At 73.0% G+C, this 20,961-nt stretch carries 21 protein-coding genes and 1 riboswitch; of the genes, 17 read left to right on the top strand and 4 right to left on the bottom strand.

The features are described 5' to 3' along the window. Positions 1 to 28 precede the first annotated feature (28 nt). The 8 genes from lepB to ACF1BN_RS16835 all read left to right on the top strand — a co-directional run bounded on the left by lepB (position 29) and on the right by ACF1BN_RS16835 (position 6,855). Positions 29 to 784, top strand: coding sequence for a signal peptidase I (gene lepB / locus ACF1BN_RS16870; RefSeq protein ID WP_392332388.1), 756 nt, complete (start codon positions 29 to 31; stop codon positions 782 to 784). Positions 785 to 981: 197 nt separating this feature from the next. After that, complete coding sequence (locus tag ACF1BN_RS16865) at positions 982 to 1,491, top strand: NUDIX hydrolase (RefSeq protein WP_392332387.1); 510 nt, start codon at positions 982 to 984, stop codon at positions 1,489 to 1,491. Between the two features lie 29 nt (positions 1,492 to 1,520). Further along, entirely contained in the window at positions 1,521 to 1,829 is a 309-nt protein-coding gene (locus ACF1BN_RS16860) for a DUF2469 domain-containing protein (RefSeq protein ID WP_005311352.1), read from the top strand. Positions 1,830 to 1,945: 116 nt separating this feature from the next. Beyond that, positions 1,946 to 2,311 (top strand): YraN family protein, encoded by a 366-nt coding sequence (locus ACF1BN_RS16855; RefSeq protein WP_392332386.1) that lies wholly within the window; start codon positions 1,946 to 1,948, stop codon positions 2,309 to 2,311. Continuing rightward, positions 2,311 to 3,924 carry a YifB family Mg chelatase-like AAA ATPase gene (locus ACF1BN_RS16850; RefSeq protein WP_392332385.1) on the top strand — a complete coding sequence of 538 codons (1,614 nt, stop codon included), beginning with the start codon at positions 2,311 to 2,313 and terminating at the stop codon, positions 3,922 to 3,924. The genes ACF1BN_RS16855 and ACF1BN_RS16850 overlap by 1 nt, the downstream gene beginning before the upstream one ends. Further along, positions 3,921 to 5,180, top strand: coding sequence for a DNA-processing protein DprA (gene dprA / locus ACF1BN_RS16845; RefSeq protein ID WP_392332384.1), 1,260 nt, complete (start codon positions 3,921 to 3,923; stop codon positions 5,178 to 5,180). The genes ACF1BN_RS16850 and dprA overlap by 4 nt, the downstream gene beginning before the upstream one ends. A gap of 221 nt (positions 5,181 to 5,401) precedes the next feature. Continuing rightward, entirely contained in the window at positions 5,402 to 6,235 is an 834-nt protein-coding gene (whiG, locus tag ACF1BN_RS16840; protein WP_360314453.1) for an RNA polymerase sigma factor WhiG, read from the top strand. A 53-nt stretch (positions 6,236 to 6,288) separates the two neighbouring features. Next, positions 6,289 to 6,855: a TetR/AcrR family transcriptional regulator gene (locus tag ACF1BN_RS16835; RefSeq protein ID WP_392332593.1), complete on the top strand. Its 567-nt coding sequence runs from the start codon at positions 6,289 to 6,291 to the stop codon at positions 6,853 to 6,855. Between the two features lie 274 nt (positions 6,856 to 7,129). Here ACF1BN_RS16835 and ACF1BN_RS16830 read toward each other — a convergent pair whose 3' ends face one another. Continuing rightward, positions 7,130 to 7,579: a murein hydrolase activator EnvC family protein gene (locus ACF1BN_RS16830; RefSeq protein WP_392332383.1), complete on the bottom strand. Its 450-nt coding sequence runs from the start codon at positions 7,577 to 7,579 to the stop codon at positions 7,130 to 7,132. A gap of 257 nt (positions 7,580 to 7,836) precedes the next feature. On the opposite strand from ACF1BN_RS16830, the gene rpsB reads away from it, so the two are divergent. The 9 genes from rpsB (at position 7,837) to ACF1BN_RS16785 (ending at position 17,739) form a co-directional block, all read left to right on the top strand. Beyond that, positions 7,837 to 8,757: a 30S ribosomal protein S2 gene (rpsB, locus tag ACF1BN_RS16825; RefSeq protein WP_392332382.1), complete on the top strand. Its 921-nt coding sequence runs from the start codon at positions 7,837 to 7,839 to the stop codon at positions 8,755 to 8,757. 111 nt (positions 8,758 to 8,868) lie between these two features. Continuing rightward, the gene (gene tsf, locus ACF1BN_RS16820) at positions 8,869 to 9,705 is read left to right on the top strand and encodes a translation elongation factor Ts (protein WP_376600594.1); all 837 of its coding nucleotides are present in this window, start codon (positions 8,869 to 8,871) and stop codon (positions 9,703 to 9,705) included. 163 nt (positions 9,706 to 9,868) lie between these two features. Continuing rightward, the gene (gene pyrH, locus ACF1BN_RS16815) at positions 9,869 to 10,633 is read left to right on the top strand and encodes a UMP kinase (RefSeq protein WP_376600592.1); all 765 of its coding nucleotides are present in this window, start codon (positions 9,869 to 9,871) and stop codon (positions 10,631 to 10,633) included. Positions 10,634 to 10,733: 100 nt separating this feature from the next. Next, positions 10,734 to 11,291: a ribosome recycling factor gene (frr, locus tag ACF1BN_RS16810; protein ID WP_376600591.1), complete on the top strand. Its 558-nt coding sequence runs from the start codon at positions 10,734 to 10,736 to the stop codon at positions 11,289 to 11,291. Further along, positions 11,291 to 12,400, top strand: a complete 1,110-nt coding sequence (locus ACF1BN_RS16805) for a phosphatidate cytidylyltransferase (RefSeq protein ID WP_392332381.1) — start codon at positions 11,291 to 11,293, stop codon at positions 12,398 to 12,400. The genes frr and ACF1BN_RS16805 overlap by 1 nt, the downstream gene beginning before the upstream one ends. Positions 12,401 to 12,632: 232 nt before the next feature. Further along, positions 12,633 to 13,745: a 23S rRNA (adenine(2503)-C(2))-methyltransferase RlmN gene (gene rlmN / locus ACF1BN_RS16800; protein WP_383822917.1), complete on the top strand. Its 1,113-nt coding sequence runs from the start codon at positions 12,633 to 12,635 to the stop codon at positions 13,743 to 13,745. 29 nt (positions 13,746 to 13,774) lie between these two features. Continuing rightward, a riboswitch (TPP riboswitch) is annotated at positions 13,775 to 13,884 on the top strand. Between the two features lie 80 nt (positions 13,885 to 13,964). Continuing rightward, a complete protein-coding gene (locus tag ACF1BN_RS16795) occupies positions 13,965 to 15,056 on the top strand; it encodes a thiamine ABC transporter substrate binding subunit (protein WP_392332380.1) in 1,092 nt (363 codons plus the stop codon). A 38-nt stretch (positions 15,057 to 15,094) separates the two neighbouring features. Beyond that, entirely contained in the window at positions 15,095 to 16,708 is a 1,614-nt protein-coding gene (locus ACF1BN_RS16790) for an ABC transporter permease (RefSeq protein WP_392332592.1), read from the top strand. Next, positions 16,708 to 17,739 carry an ABC transporter ATP-binding protein gene (locus tag ACF1BN_RS16785; protein ID WP_392332379.1) on the top strand — a complete coding sequence of 344 codons (1,032 nt, stop codon included), beginning with the start codon at positions 16,708 to 16,710 and terminating at the stop codon, positions 17,737 to 17,739. Before ACF1BN_RS16790 ends, ACF1BN_RS16785 begins: the two co-directional genes overlap by 1 nt. Here ACF1BN_RS16785 and ACF1BN_RS16780 read toward each other — a convergent pair. The 3 genes from ACF1BN_RS16780 to ACF1BN_RS16770 all read right to left on the bottom strand — a co-directional run bounded on the left by ACF1BN_RS16780 (position 17,724) and on the right by ACF1BN_RS16770 (position 20,761). Next, positions 17,724 to 18,731, bottom strand: a complete 1,008-nt coding sequence (locus ACF1BN_RS16780) for a hypothetical protein (RefSeq protein ID WP_392332378.1) — start codon at positions 18,729 to 18,731, stop codon at positions 17,724 to 17,726. The genes ACF1BN_RS16785 and ACF1BN_RS16780 overlap by 16 nt on opposite strands. Before the next feature lie 171 nt (positions 18,732 to 18,902). Beyond that, on the bottom strand, positions 18,903 to 20,051 hold the full coding sequence (locus ACF1BN_RS16775) for a hypothetical protein (RefSeq protein WP_392332377.1): 1,149 nt from the start codon (positions 20,049 to 20,051) through the stop codon (positions 18,903 to 18,905). After that, entirely contained in the window at positions 20,033 to 20,761 is a 729-nt protein-coding gene (locus tag ACF1BN_RS16770; RefSeq protein WP_392332376.1) for an ABC transporter ATP-binding protein, read from the bottom strand. Before ACF1BN_RS16770 ends, ACF1BN_RS16775 begins: the two co-directional genes overlap by 19 nt. Positions 20,762 to 20,961 lie beyond the last annotated feature (200 nt).

Raw genomic sequence — 20,961 nt, 5'->3', positions numbered from 1 at the left:
CCACGGACCACGGACCTCTGGGGTGCACATGAGCGGAACCACCAAGAAGCGTGACGGCCACGGCCGGCTCGGCAGCGTGCTGTCGGGGCTGGCCGTGGCCGTCGGCTGTCTGCTCTTCCTCGGCGGTTTCGCCGCCGGAGCCCTGCTCTACCGGCCGTACACCGTGCCCACCGGCTCCATGGCCCCGACCTTCGAACCGGGCTCCAAGCTCCTCGCCCAGCGCATCGACGGCGACGAGGTCCGGCGCGGCGACATCGTCGTCTTCGAGGACCCCCTCTGGGGCGACTCGACCATGGTCAAGCGCGTCGTCGGCGTCGGCGGCGACACCGTCGCCTGCTGCGGCACCGACGGCCGGCTCACCGTCAACGGCACCCCCGTCGAGGAACCGTATCTGCAGCCCGGACCCGACGGCACCGTCCGCGCGTCCACCGAGGACTTCACCGCCACCGTCCCCGAAGGCAGCCTCTTCCTCCTCGGCGACGACCGCGCCACCTCCCTCGACTCCCGCACCCACCTGGAGGACGCCGCCCGGGGCTCGGTGCCCCGCTCCACCGTCGTCGCCCGCGTCGAGGCCGTCGCCTGGCCCCTCTCCGGCGGACTCGTCGACCGCCCCGCCGCCTTCGCGGCCCTCCCCGGCGGAGTCTCCACCCCCGGCCCCCTCGCGCCCCTCCTCACCGCCATCGCCGCCGGCGCCGCCCTCATCCTCGCCGGCGCCGCCTACGGCCCCCTGGCCCAGCGCCTGACAGCGCGCGGCAAGCCCGCGAGGGAGAAGGTGAAGGCATGACGGAGGGTACGAGGCACGGTCGCCACGACAGCGATCCGGACAGCGGCAGGGGCCCCGCCCCCCATGCCGGCGGTACGGGATCCGCTTCACACGCAGGCGGTACGGGCTCCGCCCCCCATGCCAGCGGTACGGGCCCCGCTCCGCAGGCCCAGGTCGGCGCTACGGGCCCCGCCCCCGGCCCGCCGCCGGCGCCGGAGGTGCGGCAGGTCGCCCGGGTCATCCTGCTCGACCCCACCGACCGCATCCTCCTCATGCACGGCCACGAACCCGACGACCCCGCCGACAGTTGGTGGTTCACCCCCGGCGGCGGACTCGAGGGCGACGAGACCCGCGAACAGGCCGCCCTCCGCGAACTCGCCGAGGAGACCGGCCTCACCGACGTCGAACTCGGCCCCGTCCTCTGGCAGCGCCGCTGCTCCTTCCCCTTCGCCGGCCGCCAGTGGGACCAGGACGAGTGGTACTACCTCGCCCGCACCCGCCGCACCGGCCCCGTACCCGGACCCCAGGCCCTCACCGAACTCGAGACCCGCAGCCTCTCCGGCCTCAGATGGTGGACCTCCGCCGAACTGTCGGCGGCCCATGAGACCGTGTACCCCATCAGGCTCGCCGGGCTGCTGCGCACGCTGCTCGACGAGGGACCCCCGAGCACGCCCGTCGTACTCGCCCCGGAAATCGTCCGAGGGGCGCCCGCGGCTGGCGCACAATAGGGGGACGCACGGCTGAAGGGGAACATGCCATGAGCGCCGAGGACCTCGAGAAGTACGAGACCGAGATGGAGCTGAAGCTCTACCGGGAGTACCGCGACGTCGTCGGGCTGTTCAAATACGTGATCGAGACCGAGCGGCGCTTCTACCTCACCAACGACTACGAGATGCAGGTGCACTCGGTCCAGGGAGAGGTCTTCTTCGAGGTCAGCATGGCCGACGCCTGGGTCTGGGACATGTACCGGCCGGCCAGGTTCGTCAAGCAGGTCCGCGTCCTCACCTTCAAGGACGTCAACATCGAGGAGCTCAACAAGAGCGACCTCGAACTGCCCGGCAGCTGACACCCGCCCCGCGCTCACCCGTGTGAGTGACACGGTCCTCCACGACCGCCCACTCGTCCACAGCCCCGCACGCGCCCAGGACCACCACCGTCACAGTCGGTGACGGAGGTGGTCCCATGAACGCGACCCGAGCACTCGGACGGTACGGAGAAGAGCTGGCGGCCCGCCGGCTCACCCGCACCGGCCTGCACATCCTCGCCCGCAACTGGCGCTGCGGCCGCACAGGAGAGATCGACATCGTCGCCCGGCACGGCGACACCCTCGTCATCTGCGAGGTCAAGACCCGACGCATCGGCCACTTCGAACACCCCATGGCCGCCGTCACCCCCCGGAAGGCCGCCCGCCTCCGGCAGCTCGCCCACTGCTGGCTCGACCGCACCGGCACCCCGGCACCCGCCGGCGGCGTCCGCATCGACCTCATCGGCATCGTCCTGCCCCGCCGCGGCGCCCCCGTCCTCACCCACGCCCAAGGGGTGGCCTGATGGGATTCGCCCGCACCTGCTCCGTCGCCCTCGTCGGCGTCGAAGGCGTCGTCGTCGAAGTCCAGGCCGACCTCGAACCCGGCGTCGCCGCCTTCACCCTCGTCGGCCTCCCCGACAAGAGCCTCAGCGAGAGCCGCGACCGCGTCCGCGCAGCCGTCGTCAACTCCGGCGCCGAATGGCCCCAGAAGAAACTCACCGTCGGACTCAGCCCCGCCTCCGTCCCGAAGAGTGGCTCGAGCTTCGACCTCGCCGTCGCCGCGGCCGTCCTCGCCGCGGCCGAACGCATCGACCCCCGCTCCGTCGCCGACCTCGTCCTCATCGGCGAACTCGGCCTCGACGGACGCGTCCGACCCGTCCGAGGCATCCTCCCCGCCGTCCTCGCCGCCGCCGACGCCGGCTACCACCAGGTCGTCGTCCCCGAACAGACCGCCGGCGAGGCCTCCCTCGTCCCCGGCGTCTCCGTCCTCGGCATCCGCACCCTCCGCCAGCTCATCGCCGTCCTCACCGACGAACCCGTCCCCGACGAGGACCCCACCGAACAAGGCCGCCCCGACGCCATGCTCGCCGGCCTCCTCGTCCCCGGCGCCGGCATCGGCACCGGACTCGCCCCCGACCCCGGCGAAGGCCCCGACCTCGCCGACGTCGCCGGCCAGCACGCCGCCCGCCGAGCCCTGGAGGTCGCCGCCGCCGGCGGCCACCACCTCCTTCTCAGCGGACCACCCGGCGCCGGAAAAACCATGCTCGCCGAACGGCTCCCCGGCATCCTCCCGCCCCTCAACCGCCAGGAATCCCTCGAAGTCACCGCCGTCCACTCCGTCGCCGGCATCCTCCCGCCCGGCGAACCCCTCGTCCGCCGCGCCCCCTACTGCGCACCCCACCACTCCGCCACGATGCAGTCCCTCGTCGGCGGCGGAAACGGCATCCCCCGACCCGGAGCCGTCTCCCTCGCCCATCGAGGCGTCCTCTTCCTGGACGAAGCACCCGAATTCTCCACGAAATCCCTCGACGCCCTCCGCCAGCCCCTCGAATCCGGACACGTCGTCATCGCCCGCACCGCCGGCGTCGTCCGACTCCCCGCCCGCTTCCTCCTCGCCCTCGCCGCCAACCCCTGCCCCTGCGGCCGCCACACCCTCCACGGCGCCGGCTGCGAATGCCCGCCCTCCGTCATCCGCCGCTACCAGGCCCGCCTCTCCGGCCCCCTCCTCGACCGCGTCGACCTCCGCGTCGCAGCCGAACCCGTCACCCGCGCCGACCTCCTCGGCCAAGGCAGCCGAGGCGAATCCACCACCACCGTCGCCGACCGCGTCCGCGAGGCCCGCGCCCGCGCCACCGCCCGCCTCACCGGCACCCCCTGGACCCTCAACAGCGAGATCCCCGGCCACGAACTCCGCACCCGCTACCTCGCCGCCCCCGGCGCCCTCGCCCACGCCGAACGCGACATCGAACGAGGACTCCTCACCGCCCGAGGCGTCGACCGCGTCCTCCGCGTCGCCTGGACCCTCGCCGACCTCGCCGGACACGACCGCCCCGGACACGACGACATCGCCCACGCCCTCGAACTCCGCACCGGCATCGCGCGAGGCGTCCCCCTCACCACCGGAGACCGCCCATGACCAGCCACCGCAGCAGCCACAGCGACCACACACACCCGACCCTCCCCGCCCCCGCCCCCGCTCCGGTCCCGACACCGCCCCCCGGCACCGGCGACACCGAACGACTCGCCCGCGCCGCCCTCACCCGCATCGTCGAACCCGGCGACGAACAAGCCGGCCACGCCCTGCGCACCCACGACGCCACCACCCTCCTCGCCCTCCTCCGAGACCCCCGCGAACCGCCACTTCCCGGCACCGGGACCCGCCGCCTCGCCGGCTGGCGCCACCGCGCCCGCACCACCACCACACCCGAAGCCGACCTCGATCACATCACCCGCCTCGGCGGCCGCTTCCTCATCCCGGGCGACCCCGACTGGCCCACCCAACTCGACGACCTCGGCGACACCCGACCCATCGGCCTCTGGACCCGAGGCCCCGCCCCCCTCCGCACCTGGGCCCTCCGCTCCGTCGCCCTCGTCGGAGCCCGCGCCTGCACGCCGTACGGCGCCCACACCGCCGCCGACCTCGCCACCGGCCTCAGCCGCCACGGCTGGATCGTCGTCTCAGGCGCCGCCTACGGCATCGACGGCGCCGCCCACCGAGGCGCCCTCGCCGCGGGCGGCGCCACCGCCGCCGTCCTCGCCAGCGGCGTCGACACCCCCTACCCCCGAGGCCACAGCGGACTCCTCGACCGCATCGCCCACCAAGGCATCCTCATCGGCGAACTCCCACCCGGCAGCCACCCCACCCCCAGCCGCTTCATCCTCCGCAACCGCGTCATCGCCGCCCTCACCCGCGGCACCGTCGTCGTCGAAGCCCGCCACCGCAGCGGCTCACTCGTCACCGCCCGCGCCGCCACCCGCCTCGGCCGCCACACCATGGGCGTCCCCGGCCCCGTCACCAGCGCCCTCTCCGCCGGCGTCCATGAACTCCTCCGCGGCGGCGCCACCCTCGTCACCGACGCCGACGAGATCGTCGAACTCGTCGGATCCATCGGCGACCTCGCCCCCGCCCGCCGCGGCCCCGTCCTCCCGCGCGACCTCCTCCACCCCGCCACCGCCCAGGTCCTCGAAGCCCTCCCCGCCCACCCGCCCGCACCCACCACCGAGATCGCCCACCGCGCCGGCACCACCCCCGACGACGCCCTCGCCCGGCTGTACGAACTCCACGCCCTCGGTCACGCCGAGCGGGACGGTGACGGATGGAGGTTGACGAACACCGGCAACCCGGCGTCGAACGCGCGGCGAGGCGGTCCTTGCCCCGGGGCATACGGGTGAAAAAGTGAGGCCGATGAGCAACCGAGTTCCCCCGGCCGCACCCGCGGGGCCGACGCGCGCCACGGCCCCGGATCGAAGATGTGGCCGAGCACGTCCACCCGGACCGGCGCGATCCGCTCCCGTTCGCTCACCGCGACAGCGCACTCACGCTACGCTCACCAGGATTCCCCACAGGACGACCGGACCGACGCACCCGACAGCAGAACGGCTCAAGGCAACGCATGCCCCAGCACACCTCCGGGTCTGACCGCGCTGCGGTGCCCCCAGCAGCCCGGGGCACCGTGCGGCCGCCCGCGCCGACCTCCCTCGAAGAGCTGTGGCGCTCCTACAAGGCCACCGGTGACGAGCGGCTGCGGGAACAGCTGATCCTGCACTACTCGCCGCTCGTCAAGTACGTCGCCGGACGCGTCAGCGTCGGCCTGCCGTCCAACGTCGAACAGGCGGACTTCGTCTCCTCCGGGGTGTTCGGCCTCATCGACGCCATCGAGAAGTTCGACGTCGAGCGCGCCATCAAGTTCGAGACCTACGCCATCACCCGCATCCGCGGAGCGATGATCGACGAACTGCGCGCCCTCGACTGGATCCCCCGATCCGTGCGGCAGAAGGCCCGCAACGTCGAGCGCGCCTACGCCACCCTGGAAGCCCAGCTCCGGCGCACCCCCAGCGAGAGCGAGGTCGCCGCCGAACTCGGCATCCAGCTGGAGGAACTCCACGCCGTCTTCAGCCAGCTGTCCCTCGCCAACGTCGTCGCCCTCGAAGAACTCCTCCACGTCGGCGGCGAGGGCGACCGCCTCTCCCTCATGGACACCCTGGAGGACACGGCCGCCGACAACCCCGTCGAGGTCGCCGAGGACCGCGAACTGCGCCGGCTCCTCGCCCGCGCCATCAACACCCTCCCCGAGCGGGAGAAGACCGTGGTCACGCTCTACTACTACGAGGGCCTGACCCTCGCCGAGATCGGCCACGTCCTCGGCGTCACCGAGAGCCGCGTCAGCCAGATCCACACCAAGTCGGTCCTCCAGCTTCGCGCCAAGCTTGCCGACGTGGGGCGCTGACCCCGCCCGACCGGTCGTACAGTGGAGCCGTGCCCAGGATTCGAGCGGCCTCCGTGGCCGAGCACCGGACCATGCAACGCGGCGCCCTGCTGGACGCCGCGCGATCCCTGCTGTCCGAGGGCGGGACGGAGGCGCTGACCTTCCCCGCACTCGCCGAGCGCACCGGCCTCGCGCGTTCGTCGGTCTACGAGTACTTCCGCTCCCGCGCCGCCGTCGTCGAGGAACTGTGCGCGGTCGACTTCCCCGTCTGGGCCGCCGAGGTCGAACTCGCCATGGCCGACGAGGACACCCCCGAGGCCAAGGTCGCCGCCTACGTCCGCAAGCAGCTGGAGCTCGTCGGCGACCGCCGCCACCGCGCCGTCGTCGCCATCTCCGCCGGCGAACTCGACGACCGGGCCCGCGAGAAGATCCGCGCCGCCCACGGCGGCCTCGTCGCCATGGTCGTCGCCGCCCTCGCCGACCTCGGCATGACCGAACCCCGCCTCGGCGCCATGCTCCTCCAGGGCGTCGTCGACGCCGCCGTCCGCCGCATCGAACTCGGCGTCGCCGAGGACCCCGACAGCATCGCCGAGGCCGCCGTCACCATGGCCCTCCACGGCGTCACGGGCCCCCACACCTGACACATCCGCGGCGCCCCCCTCCACCCGAACCAGGGGGCCCTCCCCCTCCCCCCCCCGCCCCCGCCCCCCACCCCCCACCCTCCCCACCCCCTCCGTGCATTCGGCTCAGCTCGGCCGGGCCCGTCACGACACGGCCCGACCCACCTCACCCCGGACCGCCCCGACCCGACCCGCCAACCCGCCCCGACCCGACCCGCCGACCCGGCCCGGCCCGACCCGCCGACCCGGCCCGGCCCGCCGTCCCGGCCCGGAAAGACCCCTGCCCCCGCTCGTCTCATTCCGTCAGCGGCAGCAGGCGTGACGGTGCCCTCCTCAGCAGTGACAGCGGGTCGAGGTACTGGTCGCCCCGGAGGAGGCCCCAGTGGAGGCATGAGCGGGGGCAGTGGGTGCCGGGGGCGACGGTGGCGACGGGGTCTCCGGCGCGGACGTGGTCGCCGGTGCGGGCCAGGGGGGTGACGGGGGTGAAGGTGGTGCGCAGCGGGGGTGTGCCGGTGCCGGGGAGGGTGAGGGTGAGGGTGCCTCGGCCGCCCACCGGGCCGGCGAAGGTGACGGTGCCGGTGGCGGGGGCACGGACGGTGGTGCCTTCGGGGGCCGCCAGGTCGATGCCCCGGTGGCCCGCGGCGTAGGGGCCGGCGGGGGGTTGCCAGGGGCGGAGGATGTCGGGGGCGGGTGGGCCCAGGGGCCACCAGAGGGTGAGGGCGAGGAGGAGTGTCGTCGTGTGCATGGGGTGAGCGTGCCCGGTGCGTACGGTCGGTGACGGGGACGGTTGCTTTCTGTGGACGACGGGCGGCCTGTGGACAGTGCCGTCACCCGGCGCTCCCGGGGTCCCGTACACTTCCTATGGCGACCCGGGTCACCGGGTCGACTTCGCACGCCCCGCCACTCGTCTCGCTGAGCGCGGTGGCAGCGCCTTTCGGTCCTTCGTGGCACGGCGCGCCGGGGCGTCAGGAACACAACCGAGAAACCCAAGGAGATACGGCCATGGCCGTCGTCACGATGCGGGAGCTGCTGGAGAGCGGCGTCCACTTCGGTCACCAGACCCGTCGCTGGAACCCGAAGATGAAGCGCTTCATCTTCACCGAGCGCAACGGCATCTACATCATCGACCTGCTCCAGTCGCTGTCGTACATCGACCGCGCCTTCGAGTTCGTCAAGGAGACGGTGGCCCACGGTGGCTCCGTCATGTTCGTCGGTACGAAGAAGCAGGCCCAGGAGGCCATCGCCGAGCAGGCGACGCGTGTCGGCATGCCGTACGTCAACCAGCGTTGGCTCGGTGGCATGCTCACCAACTTCTCGACCGTCTACAAGCGTCTGCAGCGCCTCAAGGAGCTCGAGCAGATCGACTTCGAGGACGTCGCGGCCTCGGGTCTCACCAAGAAGGAGCTCCTGGTCCTCTCTCGCGAGAAGGCCAAGCTGGAGAAGACCCTCGGTGGTATCCGCGAGATGCAGAAGGTGCCGAGCGCCGTCTGGATCGTCGACACCAAGAAGGAGCACATCGCCGTCGGCGAGGCTCGCAAGCTCAACATCCCGGTCGTCGCGATCCTCGACACCAACTGCGACCCCGACGAGGTCGACTACAAGATCCCGGGCAACGACGACGCGATCCGCTCCGTCACCCTGCTCACCCGCGTGATCGCCGACGCCGTCGCCGAGGGCCTCATCGCCCGTTCCGGTGCCGCGACCGGTGACTCGAAGCCGGGCGAGAAGGCCGCCGGCGAGCCGCTCGCCGAGTGGGAGCGCGACCTGCTCGAGGGCGAGAAGAAGGCCGACGAGGCCGGTGCCGAGGTCCAGGCCTCCGCCGAGACCGAGAAGGCCGTCGAGGCCGAGGCCGAGGTCGAGACCCCGGCCGCCGAGGTCGAGGCCCCGGCCGCCGAGGCCGACGCTCCGGCCGAGCAGGCCTGACCCTTCCGCACTCCGGAACACCACGGAGGTGACGGCGGGGGCCCATGAAGCCCCCGCCGTCCCGCCGTAGATCTTCGTAGATCTTTCTGACTTCGAGAGAGAAACAGACTCATGGCGAACTACACCGCCGCTGACGTCAAGAAGCTCCGTGAGCTCACCGGCGCCGGCATGATGGACTGCAAGAAGGCCCTCGAAGAGGCCGGCGGCGACGTCGACAAGGCCGTCGAGGCCCTGCGCATCAAGGGCCAGAAGGGTGTCGCCAAGCGCGAGGGCCGCTCTGCCGAGAACGGCGCCGTGGTCTCCCTCATCGCCGACGACAACACCTCCGGTGTCATCGTCGAGCTGAAGTGCGAGACGGACTTCGTCGCCAAGGGTGACAAGTTCCTGGCCGTCGCCAACGCGCTCGCCGCCCACGTCGCCGAGACCAAGCCGGCCGACATCGCGGCCCTGCTCGCCTCCGAGATCGAGGCCGGCAAGACCGTGCAGGCCTTCGTGGACGAGGCCAACGCGAACCTGGGCGAGAAGATCGTCCTGGACCGCTTCGCGGCCTACGCCGACGGCTACGTCGCCGCGTACATGCACCGCACCATGCCCGACCTCCCGCCGCAGATCGGTGTCCTCGTCGAGCTCGACAAGGAGAACGCCGAGGTCGCCAAGGGTGTCGCGCAGCACATCGCCGCCTTCGCGCCGAAGTACCTCACCCGTGAGGACGTCCCGGCCGAGGTCGTCGAGTCCGAGCGTCGCATCGCCGAGGAGACCACCCGCGCCGAGGGCAAGCCCGAGGCCGCGATCGCCAAGATCGTCGAGGGTCGCGTGAACGGCTTCTTCAAGGACGCCACGCTGCTCGGCCAGCCGTACGCGCTGGACAACAAGAAGTCCGTCCAGCAGATCCTGGACGAGGCCGGTGTCACCCTGAAGCGCTTCAGCCGCATCAAGGTCGGCATCTGAGTCCTTCGCCCACGCGACGGACACCGGACCCGGGTAGGGTCTGAGACAGTCGTCCCGCCCCGCGCGGGACGACCGCAGATGTGACGAGGAGGCCATTGCCGTACGGGAAACCCACGAGGACCCAAGGCAATGGCCTCCTTCGTATGTGCACGAGGAGAACTCCATGAATCAGGGCGCCGTACAGGGCGACGACAACAGCGGCAAGAAGCTCGGCCGCTACATGCTGAAGCTGTCCGGGGAGGCCTTCTCCGGCGGTACCGGTCTCGGAGTCGACCCCGACGTCGTGCACGCCATCGCGCGTGAGATCGCGGCCGTCGTCCGAGACGGCGCTCAGATCGCGATCGTGATCGGCGGCGGCAACTTCTTCCGCGGCGCCGAGCTCCAGCAGCGCGGCATGGACCGGGCCCGCTCCGACTACATGGGCATGCTCGGCACCGTGATGAACTGCCTCGCCCTCCAGGACTTCCTGGAGAAGGAGGGCATCGACTCGCGCGTGCAGACGGCCATCACCATGGGCCAGGTCGCCGAGCCGTACATCCCGCTGCGCGCCGTGCGCCACCTGGAGAAGGGCCGCGTGGTCATCTTCGGCGCCGGCATGGGCATGCCGTACTTCTCCACGGACACCACCGCCGCCCAGCGCGCCCTGGAGATCGACGCCGAGGCCCTCCTCATGGGCAAGAACGGCGTGGACGGCGTCTACGACTCCGACCCGAGGACCAACCCCGCCGCGGTCAGGTTCGACGCGCTGGAGTACAGCGAGGTCATCACCCGCGACCTCAAGGTCGCGGACGCCACGGCCATCACGCTGTGCCGCGACAACAAGCTCCCGATCCTCGTCTTCGAACTGCTCGCCGAGGGCAATATCGCGCGCGCCGTGACAGGTGAGAAGATCGGCACGCTCGTGAGCGACCAGGGCACCCGGGCCTGAGCACGTCTCCCACCGGGAACCGCCCCTCACGGGGCTGGACGACAGCCCTGCCGGTCGTACACCGTGCAGGACACAACGCGACGACACGCAGGAGCATGTGGTGATCGAAGAGACCCTCCTCGAGGCCGAGGAGAAGATGGAGAAGGCCGTCGTGGTCGCCAAGGAGGACTTCGCCGCGATCCGCACCGGCCGTGCGCACCCGGCGATGTTCAACAAGATCGTGGCCGACTACTACGGCGCCCTCACTCCCATCAACCAGCTGGCCTCGTTCTCGGTGCCGGAGCCGCGCATGGCCGTGGTGACCCCGTTCGACAAGAGCGCGCTGCGCAACATCGAGCAGGCCATCCGCGACTCGGACCTCGGCGTCAACCCGAGCAACGACGGCAGCATCATCCGTGTGGTGTTCCCCGAGCTGACCGAGCAGCGCCGCAGGGAGTACATCAAGGTCGCCAAGGGCAAGGCCGAGGACTCCAAGATCTCGATCCGCTCCGTGCGCCGCAAGGCCAAGGAGACCATCGACAAGCTCGTCAAGGACGGCGAGGTCGGTGAGGACGAGGGCCGCCGCGCGGAGAAGGAGCTCGACGACACCACCGCGAAGTACGTGACGCAGGTGGACGAGCTGCTGAAGCACAAGGAAGCCGAGCTGCTCGAGGTCTGATGAACGACTCATCCTGGGGGGCGCCGGCGGCCGGTTCAGGCCTCGGCGGACCCGACCAGGGGCCTGCCCCGGCGGGTCCCGCCCACGATCGGCACCGGGCGGCGCAGACTCGCCCCATGCCCATCGTGCCCGACGTACCCGCCGGCGGATTCCAGGACGGACACGGTCGGGGGGACGCTCACCCGGGCGGCCCCCTGTTCCGTGACGAGACGCCGCACGAGCACCCGCAGGAGCCCATGCCCAGCCCCGTCCCGCCTCCTCCGCCGCCCGCGGCCCCCGCGCCGCGGCAGAAGAAGAACGCGGGCCGGGACCTGGGGGCCGCCATAGGGGTCGGCGTCGGTCTCGGGGCAGTGATCATCGTGTCGCTGTTCATCTGGCCGCCGGCGTTCATCGGCGTCGTGGCGGTGGCCGTGGTCGTCGGTCTGTGGGAGCTGACCTCGCGGCTCCAGGAGCGCAAGGCGATCAAGGCACCGCTGGTGCCGCTCGCGGTCGGCGGCGCGGCCATGGTCGTCGCCGGGTACGTGCGGGGCCCCGAGGGCGCCTGGGTCGCGATGGCCCTGACAGCGCTCGCGGTGCTCGTCTGGCGGATGACGGAACCCCCCGAGGGGTATCTGAAGGACGTCACGGCGGGTGTCTTCGCCGCGTTCTACGTACCGTTCCTGGCGACCTTCGTGGCGCTGCTGCTGACCGCCGACGACGGGCCGTGGAGGGTGCTGACCTTCCTGCTGCTCACGGTGGTCAGCGACACCGGCGCGTACGCGGTCGGCTGGCGGTTCGGCAAGCACAAGCTGGCGCCGCGGATCAGCCCCGGCAAGACCCGTGAGGGCCTGTTCGGCGCGGTGGCCTTCGCGATGGCGGCCGGCGCGCTGTGCATGCAGTTCCTGATCGACGGCGGCACCTGGTGGCAGGGGCTCGTCCTCGGCCTGGCGGTGGCGGCGAGCGCGACGCTCGGCGACCTCGGCGAGTCGATGATCAAGCGGGACCTGGGCATCAAGGACATGGGGACGCTGCTCCCCGGTCACGGCGGCATCATGGACCGGCTGGACTCGCTGCTGCCGACGGCGCCGGTGGTGTGGCTGCTGCTCGCGCTGTTCGTGGGCACGGGCTGAGCGGGCGCCGCGCCGTCCGCCGGCGGTGGCCGGGAGGACGGTCGTGATCTCCGTCGGAGCGGGTTGACGGACAACGGGTACTCTGGAAGGGCTCGGGGCGTGTGTCCCGGGCCCTTTCGTCGTCCTCGCCGCCGCGGGGACGGTCCAGTGAGGTCGCTCCGGCACCAGCGTGCCGTGCTCCCCGCCGTCGCGGGACGTCCGACCTCGTGCCTGTTTGAGGAGAGACGCCGCCGTGGCTCGTCCGGCCCCCGGAGAACTCACTTTCGTCGCCCCGCGCGGAGCCAAGAAGCCGCCGCGGCACCTCGCCGACCTCTCGCCCGCGGAGCGGAAGGAGGCCGTCGCCGCGATCGGCGAGAAGCCGTTCCGCGCCAAGCAGCTGTCGACCCACTACTTCTCCCGGTACGCGCACGACCCGGCGGCGTGGACCGACATCCCGGCCGCCTCGCGGGAGAAGCTGGCCGGGGAGCTGCTGCCGGACCTGATGTCGGTGGTGCGGCACATCTCGTGCGACGACGACACCACCCGCAAGACGCTGTGGCGGCTGCACGACGGCACGCTCGTCGAGTCGGTGCTGATGCGCTACCCGGACCGGGTGACCATGTGCATCTCCTCGCAGGCCGGCTGCGGCATGAACTGCCCGTTCTGCGCGACCGGGCAGGCGGGGCTCGACCGGAACCTGTCGACCGCCGAGATCGTGCACCAGATCGTGGACGGCATGCGGGCGCTGCGCGACGGCGAGGTGCCGGGCGGTCCGGCGCGGCTGTCGAACATCGTGTTCATGGGCATGGGCGAGCCGCTCGCCAACTACAAGCGGGTCGTCGGCGCCATCCGCCGCCTGACCGACCCCGAGCCCGACGGGCTCGGGATCTCCCAGCGGGGGATCACCGTGTCCACGGTGGGCCTGGTGCCGGCGATGCTGCGCTTCGCCGACGAGGGCTTCAAGTGCCGGCTCGCGGTGTCGCTGCACGCCCCGGACGACGAGCTGCGGGACACGCTGGTGCCGGTGAACACGCGCTGGAAGGTGCGGGAGGTGCTGGACGCGGCGTGGGAGTACGCCGAGAAGTCCGGGCGCCGGATCTCCATCGAGTACGCCCTCATCCGGGACATCAACGACCAGGCCTGGCGGGGTGACCTGCTGGGCAAGCTGCTCAAGGGCAAGCGGGTGCACGTCAACCTGATCCCGCTGAACCCGACGCCGGGGTCGAAGTGGACCGCGTCGCGTCCCGAGGACGAGAAGGCGTTCGTCGACGCCATCGCCCGCCACGGCGTGCCGGTGACCGTCCGTGACACCCGGGGCCAGGAGATCGACGGTGCCTGCGGGCAGCTGGCGGCCTCCGAGCGCTGACCTTGTACTCTGTGCTCGAACACACCTGCATATTCCGACAGGGGAGCGCCACAGCGCTGAGAGTGCGGTAACCGTAGACCGCAGACCCTCTGAACCTTGCCCAGGTCATTCTGGGTAGGAAGTTCGGTCGTAACTCGAGCTGTTGCGCCCTGCCCGCGTCCGGTCCCCGGCCGCGGGCAGGGCCGCGTCTCTTCCTGGTCCCACCCAGGAGGACAACCGATGCACACCAAGAAGGCAGCCGCCGTCGCGCTGGTCGCGGCGCTCGGCGTCACGAGCCTCGCCGCCTGCTCCACCGAGGACGTCCGCGAGGGCGCGGGCAAGACGGGGGAGCCGGCGCCGAAGTCCGTGACCCTCGTGAGCCACGACTCCTTCAACGCCTCCAAGGAGGTGCTGGCGGAGTTCACGAAGCAGACCGGATTCACCGTGAAGGTGCTGAAGGCCGGCGACGCGGGCGAGGCCGTCAACAAGGAGATCCTGACCAAGGGCTCCCCGCAGGGCGACGTCTTCTTCGGCGTCGACAACACGCTGCTCTCCCGCGCCCTCGACAACGGCATCTTCGAGACCTACGAGGCGAAGGGCCTGGACCGGGTCCCGGAGGCCTTCCGGCTCGACAAGGAGCAGCGGGTCACGCCGATCGACACCGGCGACATCTGCGTCAACTACGACAAGAAGTACTTCGCGGACAAGAAGCTGGCGCCGCCGCAGACCTTCGACGACCTCGCGAAGCCGGAGTACAAGGATCTGCTGGTGGTGGAGAACCCCGAGCGGTCCTCCCCGGGGCTCGGCTTCCTCCTCGGCACGGTCGCGCAGTACGGCGACGAGGGCTGGCAGGACTACTGGAAGAAGCTCAAGGCGAACGGCGTGAAGACCGTCGACAGCTGGGAGCTGGCCTACAACCAGGAGTTCTCCGGCTCGGCCGGCGGCAAGGAGGCCAAGGGCGACCGCCCGCTGGTCGTCTCCTACGCCTCCAGCCCGCCGGTGGAGGTGCTGTACGCGGAGCCGCAGCCGAAGGAGGCCCCGACCGGGGTGTCCGCCGGCACCTGCTTCCGGCAGATCGAGTTCGCGGGGCTGCTGCACGGGGCGAAGAACCCCGAGGGCGGGAAGGCGCTCATCGACTTCCTGCTCTCGAAGAAGTTCCAGGACGACATGCCGCTCCAGATGTTCGTGAACCCGGTGGCGAAGGACGCCGCGCTGCCCGAGCTGTTCACGAAGCACGGCGTGGTCGTGGAGAAGCCGCAGACGATGGCGCCGGAGAAGATCGCCGAGAAGCGTGAGGCGTGGATCCAGCAGTGGTCGTCGCTCCTCAAGTGAGGCGTGGCCGCGGGGGGAGCGCGGCGCGGCTGGGCCTGATGGTCCTGCCGGTCGCGTTCTTCGCGGTCTTCTTCGCCTGGCCCGTCGTGTCGATCGTCGAGCGCGGGCTGCGGCCGTCCGGCGCCTGGGACCTGGGCGTGATCGGGACGACGCTGGGCCGGCCCGACATCCTCGGCGTGCTCGGCTTCACCGTGTGGCAGGCGGCCGCCTCCACCGGTCTGACGCTGCTGGTGGCGCTGCCGGGGGCGTATGTCTTCGCCCGCTTCGACTTCCCGGGGAAGAGCGCGCTGCGGGCGGTCGTCACGGTGCCGTTCGTGCTGCCGACCGTGCTGGTCGGCACGGCGTTCCTGGCGTTGGTGGGGCGGGGCGGGTTCACCGACGCGCTGTGGGGGCTGCGGCTCGACACGACGGTGTGGGCGATCCTCCTCGCGCACGTCTTCTTCAACTACGCGGTCGTCGTCCGGACGGTCGGCGGACTGTGGGCGCAGCTCGATCCGCGGCAGGAGGAGGCGGCGCGGGTGCTGGGCGCGTCGCGGTGGACGGCGTGGCGGGCGGTGACACTGCCGGCGCTGGTGCCGGCGGTGTCGGCGGCGGCCCTGATGGTCTTCCTCTTCACCTTCACCTCGTTCGGTGTCGTGCAGATCCTCGGCGGGGACGGGTACACGACGCTGGAGGCGGAGATCTACCGGCAGACGGCCCGGCTGCTCGACCTGCGGACGGCGGCCGTGCTGACGCTGGTGCAGTTCGTGGCGGTCGGCGCGATCCTCGCGGTGCACGCGCGGACGGTGCGGCGGCGGGAGACGGCGCTGCGGCTGGTGTCCCCGGAGCTGACCGCGCGGCGGCCGAGCGGCTTCGGCCAGTGGGCGCTGCTCGGCGGGGTGCTGGTGTCGGTGGCGGTGCTGGTGGTGCTGCCGCTCGGGGTGCTGGTGGAGCGGTCCTTCGCCACGCCGGAGGGGTACGGGCTGCGCTACTACCGGGCGCTGGGTTCGCTGGACGAGGCGGGGACGTTCCTGGTGCCGCCGCTGGAGGCGGTGGGGAACTCGCTGCGGTACGCGGTCGCGGCGACCGCGATCGCGGTGGTGATCGGGGGGCTCGCGGCGGCGGCGCTGACCAGGCGGGCGGGCCGGCTGGTGAGGGGTTTCGACGCGCTGCTGATGCTGCCGCTGGGTGTGTCGGCGGTGACGGTGGGCTTCGGTTTCCTGATCACGCTCGACGAGCCGCCGTTCGATCTGCGGGCCAGCTGGATCCTGGTGCCGCTGGCGCAGGCGCTGGTGGGTGTGCCGTTCGTGGTGCGGACGATGCTGCCGGTGCTGCGGGCGGTGGACCAGCGGCTGCGGGAGGCGGCGGCGGTGCTGGGGGCGTCGCCGTGGCGGGCGTGGCGCGAGGTGGACCTGCCGCTGGTGCGGCGGGCGCTGCTGATCGCGGCGGGGTTCGCGTTCGCGGTGTCGCTCGGCGAGTTCGGCGCGACCGTCTTCATTGCCCGGCCCGACAATCCGACGCTGCCGGTGGCGGTGGCGCGGCTGCTGGGCCGGCCGGGGGAGCTCAACTACGGGCAGGCGATGGCCCTGTCGACGATTCTGATGGTGGTGTGCGCGGTCTCGCTGCTGCTCCTGGAGCGGCTGCGGACCGAGCGGACCTCCGGGGAGTTCTGATGCTGGTCCTTGAGGGTGCGACGGTGCGGTTCGGGGCGCGGGCGGTGCTCGACGCGGTGGACCTGGAGGTCGCCGAGCACGAGATCGTCTGCGTGCTGGGGCCGAGCGGGTCCGGGAAGTCGACGCTGCTGCGGGCGGTCGCGGGGCTCCAGGCGCTGGACGCGGGGCGGGTGCTGCTCGCCGGTGCCGACCAGGCGGGGGTGCCGGTGCACCGGCGGGGGGTGGGGCTGATGTTCCAGGACCACCAGTTGTTCCCGCAGCGGGACGTCGCCGGGAACGTGGCCTTCGGGCCGCGGATGCACGGGGTCGCGAAGGACGAGCGGGCCGCGCGGGTCGCGGAGCTGCTGGAGCTGGTGGGCCTGCCGGGTGCCGGCGGCCGGTCGGTGGCCGCGCTGTCGGGCGGCGAGCAGCAGCGGGTGGCGCTGGCGCGGGCGCTGGCGCCGCGGCCCCGGCTGCTGATGCTGGACGAGCCGCTGGGGCAGTTGGACCGGGGGCTGCGGGAGCGGCTGGTGGTGGAGCTCCGGTTGCTGTTCGGGCGCCTGGGGACGACGGTGCTCGCGGTGACGCACGACCAGGGGGAGGCGTTCGCGCTCGCGGACCGGGTGGTGGTGATGCGGGACGGGCGGATCGCCCAGTCGGGGGCGCCGGTGGAGGTGTGGCAGCGGCCGGCGTCGGAGTTCGTGGCGCGCTTCCTGGGGTTCGAGAACGTGGTTCCGGCGACGGTGTCCGGTGCGGTGGCGGAGACGGTGTGGGGCCGGGTGCCGGTTCCGGAGGGCTCGCCGCAGGGGGAGCGGACGCTGTTGGTGCGCCCGGCGGGGGTCCGGCCGGCGCGCGGGGGTCTGCTCTGCCGGGTCGAGTCGCGGACGTTCCGGGGCCATCACGTGTCGGTGGTGCTGCGTCCGGCGGAGGGGCCGCCGCTGGAGGCGGAGCTTCCGCTGCGGGAGGTGCCGGAGGTGGGCGCGGAGGTGGCGGTGGCGTTCGGGGTGGAGGAGGTCGTGGTGCTGGACGGGGAGGGTCAGCAGCGGTTGTAGAGGGCTCGTAGCCAGGGTTCGCGGACCCGGGGCAGCCTGGCCAGGGTGTGGCGGACCGTCCCGCGGTCGGGGGCGAGGAGGCCCCGGGGGTGGTCGGGGAGCGGGTAGTCGTCGCGCAGCACGCCGGGGGGCAGGTGGCCGGAGATCGGCATGGGCGAGGTCTCGGGCGGGAGGGCGAGATGGGCCCAGACGTCGCCCGGCAGGCCGACGGGGACCGCGCCGCAGGGCGGTGCCCAGGGCCGCCCGGTCCGCCGGTCGCTGGGGACGAGCGCCAGGTCGGCGCCGTCCGCGGGTATGCCGGGGCCGGCGAGGGCGACCCGCAGGGTGCCCGGGCCGGCCGGGAGCAGTCGGTCGAGGTGCGGGCCGAGGAGCGCGGTGACGGGGCCGGCGGGGAGCGCGAGGGGCCGGCCTTCGGAGGCGGCCAGCAGGTGCGCGAGGGCGACCCCTGCGGCGGCCGTCCAATGAGGGCTCCAGTTGCCGTCCGGGGTGATCGGCGGGGTCGCGCGGAGTGGTTCGGGGGTTGGGGCGGGGTCGGCCGTCCGGTGCCGGAGGACGGTGTGGGGCTCGTACCGGACCGTGTTCCAGATCCCGCAGTCGTCCTCGCGCACCCCGATGCCCAGGCCGCAGCCGGCGCAGAGCAGGGTGGGTCGGGAGCCGCCGACGACACCCAGGCAGGAGTCCCCGGACCGCTCCGGGACGAGCCGAGTGCCGCGCGTGTCGCCGGGGGCGAGGACGTACCGGTGACGGGGGCCGGCGGAGTACGACCACACCGGGGCGTACACCCCGGCGGCGGCCGCCTCCTCCTCGTCGGCCTCCTCCCACGAGCGCCACGGGTGCCCGGAGGGCTCGGGGTCGACGGCGTAGGTGCCGGGGTCCATCAGCGGTGGCATCCACGAGTGGCCGCCTCGGTAGCGGGCCTCGACGGGGAGGGCGACCCGCTCGACGGGCACGGACAGCTCGGCGCCGCAGCCGGCGCACAGGAAGAGGTCCACCTACACGCTTCCGGCGGGGGCGGGGTCCGCGGAGTGGGTCGGGGGTGTCGCCATGGGCGCAGGATAGGTGGCCCGGGGTGGCCGGGGCCGCTGGTTTTCCGGTGGCACCCGGGCCGGGGGTACGGCTGCGGCCGCGGCCCGAGGGGGCGGGCCGCGGCCGTGCGCGTGCGGTCAGGCGGTCAGCGGCAGGGCGGCGAGTTCGCCGATGAGCCAGGTGAGGGGGAGGAAGACGGCGAGCAGCGCGGCGGCGCGCAGCAGGGCGGCGGTGCGGAGCGCGGTCGGCGGGGCGCCGATGCGGATCAGTGCCTCCGTGGTGCGGGCCCGGCTCTGGCGGGACTCCAGGGTGGCGGTGAGGAGGGTCGCCGTGGTGCAGGCCATGACGACGCCGGCGCCGAGGCCGGTGAGCGGTCCGAAGGCGGTGCCGCCTTCGGAGGCCGCGTGGACGGTGGCGGCGGCGAGGGTGCCGGAGAGCACCGCGCCGACCACGCCGAGGGGGCGGCCGATGCGGTGGGCCTCGTCCATGAGGACGCGGCCGGCGAGGAGGCGTACGGCTCCGGGCCGGGCGGCCTGGAGGAGCCGGCCGCTCAGGTGGGTGAGGCCGGGTCCGGCGAGGGCGAGGCCGGCGGCGGTGAGGATCCAGCCGGCGAGGACGCCGGCGGGGGAGCCGTCGAAGCGTCCGGGCAGGGCGACGCCGTCGCCGCCGCCGCGGCCCGCGTACGTCTCCACGGCGAGGCCGACGGCGATGAGCGCCACGCCCCAGGGGAGGCCGGTGGGGACGGGCCGGGCGGCGCCCTCGGGTGCGGGGGTGCGGGTGCGGGGGCGCAGGGCGAGGCCGGCGGCGGTGGCACCGGCGACGGGCACGACGGCGAGGAGGGTGAGGGCGGCGGCGAGCGGGAGCGGCTGTCCGGCGGCGAGGAGTCCGGCGGCGGCGCCGTCGAAGGGGAGGCCGGTGATGTCGCCGCGCAGGTGCAGGTAGACGAGGAGGGCGACCATGGAGCCGAGGGTGCAGGCGACGGCGGTCGAGGTGGCGGCGATGGCGGTGAGCCGGGCGGGGCCGAGGCCGATGGAGGAGAGGCCGGGGCGGGGCCGGGTGGCGGGGTCGGTGCGGGCGACGGCGACGGCGAACTGGACGGTGGCGGCGATCGGCAGCGCGCACCAGAGCAGCCGCAGCACGGAGGCGGAGGAGTGCTCGGGGTGGCCGACGGCGTAGCCGAGGGTGCAGAGCAGCAGGAAGCCCACGCCGGCGGCGGCCGCGGCGACGAGGAGCCGCCGCAGCTGGACGAGCGGGTGGGAGCCGCGGACTAGACGGAGAGCGAGCACGCCGCGACGCCCTCCGCCCCCGTGGCGGGCGGCACGCTGCCGGCCCGGCGTCCGTCGAGCAGGGTGACCGTGCGGTCGGCGAGCGCCGCGACCTCGCCGTCGTGGGTGGCGAGGAGCACGGTGATGCCGTGGGAGCGGGCGGCGGCGGTGAGGGTGCGGAGCACCTGCGCGCCGTCGGCCCGGTGCAGGGCGGCGGTGGGTTCGTCGGCGAAGAGGACGGTCGGTCCGGCGGCGAGCGCGCGGGCGATGGAGGTGCGCTGGCGCTGGGAGCGGGTCAGGCCGTGCGGGCGGGTGCGGGCGCAGGCGCCGATGTCGAGGCGGTCGAGCCATTCGCCGGCGGCGGTCCTCGCGGCCTTGTGGGGGACGCCGCGGAGCAGCAGGGGGAGGGCGGTGTTCTCCCAGGCGGTGAGTTCGGGGACGAGGCCGTCGTCGGGGCCGATCCAGCCGAAGCGTTCGCGGCGGAGCTGTTCGCGGCGGGCCGGGGGGAGGGTGTGGACCGGGGAGCTGTTGAACCAGACCTCGCCCTGCTGGGCGAGGAGTTCGCCGGAGAGGCAGCGCAGGAGGGTGGTCTTGCCGCTGCCGCGGGGTCCGGTGACGGCGAGGATCTCGCCTTCGCGGACGCCGACGGAGACGCCGCTGAGGGCCTCCGTGCCGCCCAGGGAGCAGTGCAGGGAACGCGCCCAGAGCACGTCGTTGTCCGGTGGGGCCATCGCGTACACCTCGATGTCGGATCCGATTCTTGCGTTCCCCCGTCCGGGGGAACGAGGGTCGGGCCTGTCGGTCACTGGGCACCGTAAGTATTCGGATCCGTTTGTACGGACAGCACACGGCCCGGGCCGCCGCCATCCACTCGGATGGCGGCAGGCCCGGGCCGCGGGGTCACGCCGTGAGGGCGGCGTGGGGGCGGGAA

Origin of the sequence: Streptomyces sp. NPDC014861 (assembly GCF_043081625.1) — a bacterium.
Classification (GTDB): domain Bacteria; phylum Actinomycetota; class Actinomycetes; order Streptomycetales; family Streptomycetaceae; genus Streptomyces.
The sequence above is the reverse complement of the archived record's forward strand: the minus strand, read 5'-3'. Positions and strand labels throughout refer to the sequence as shown.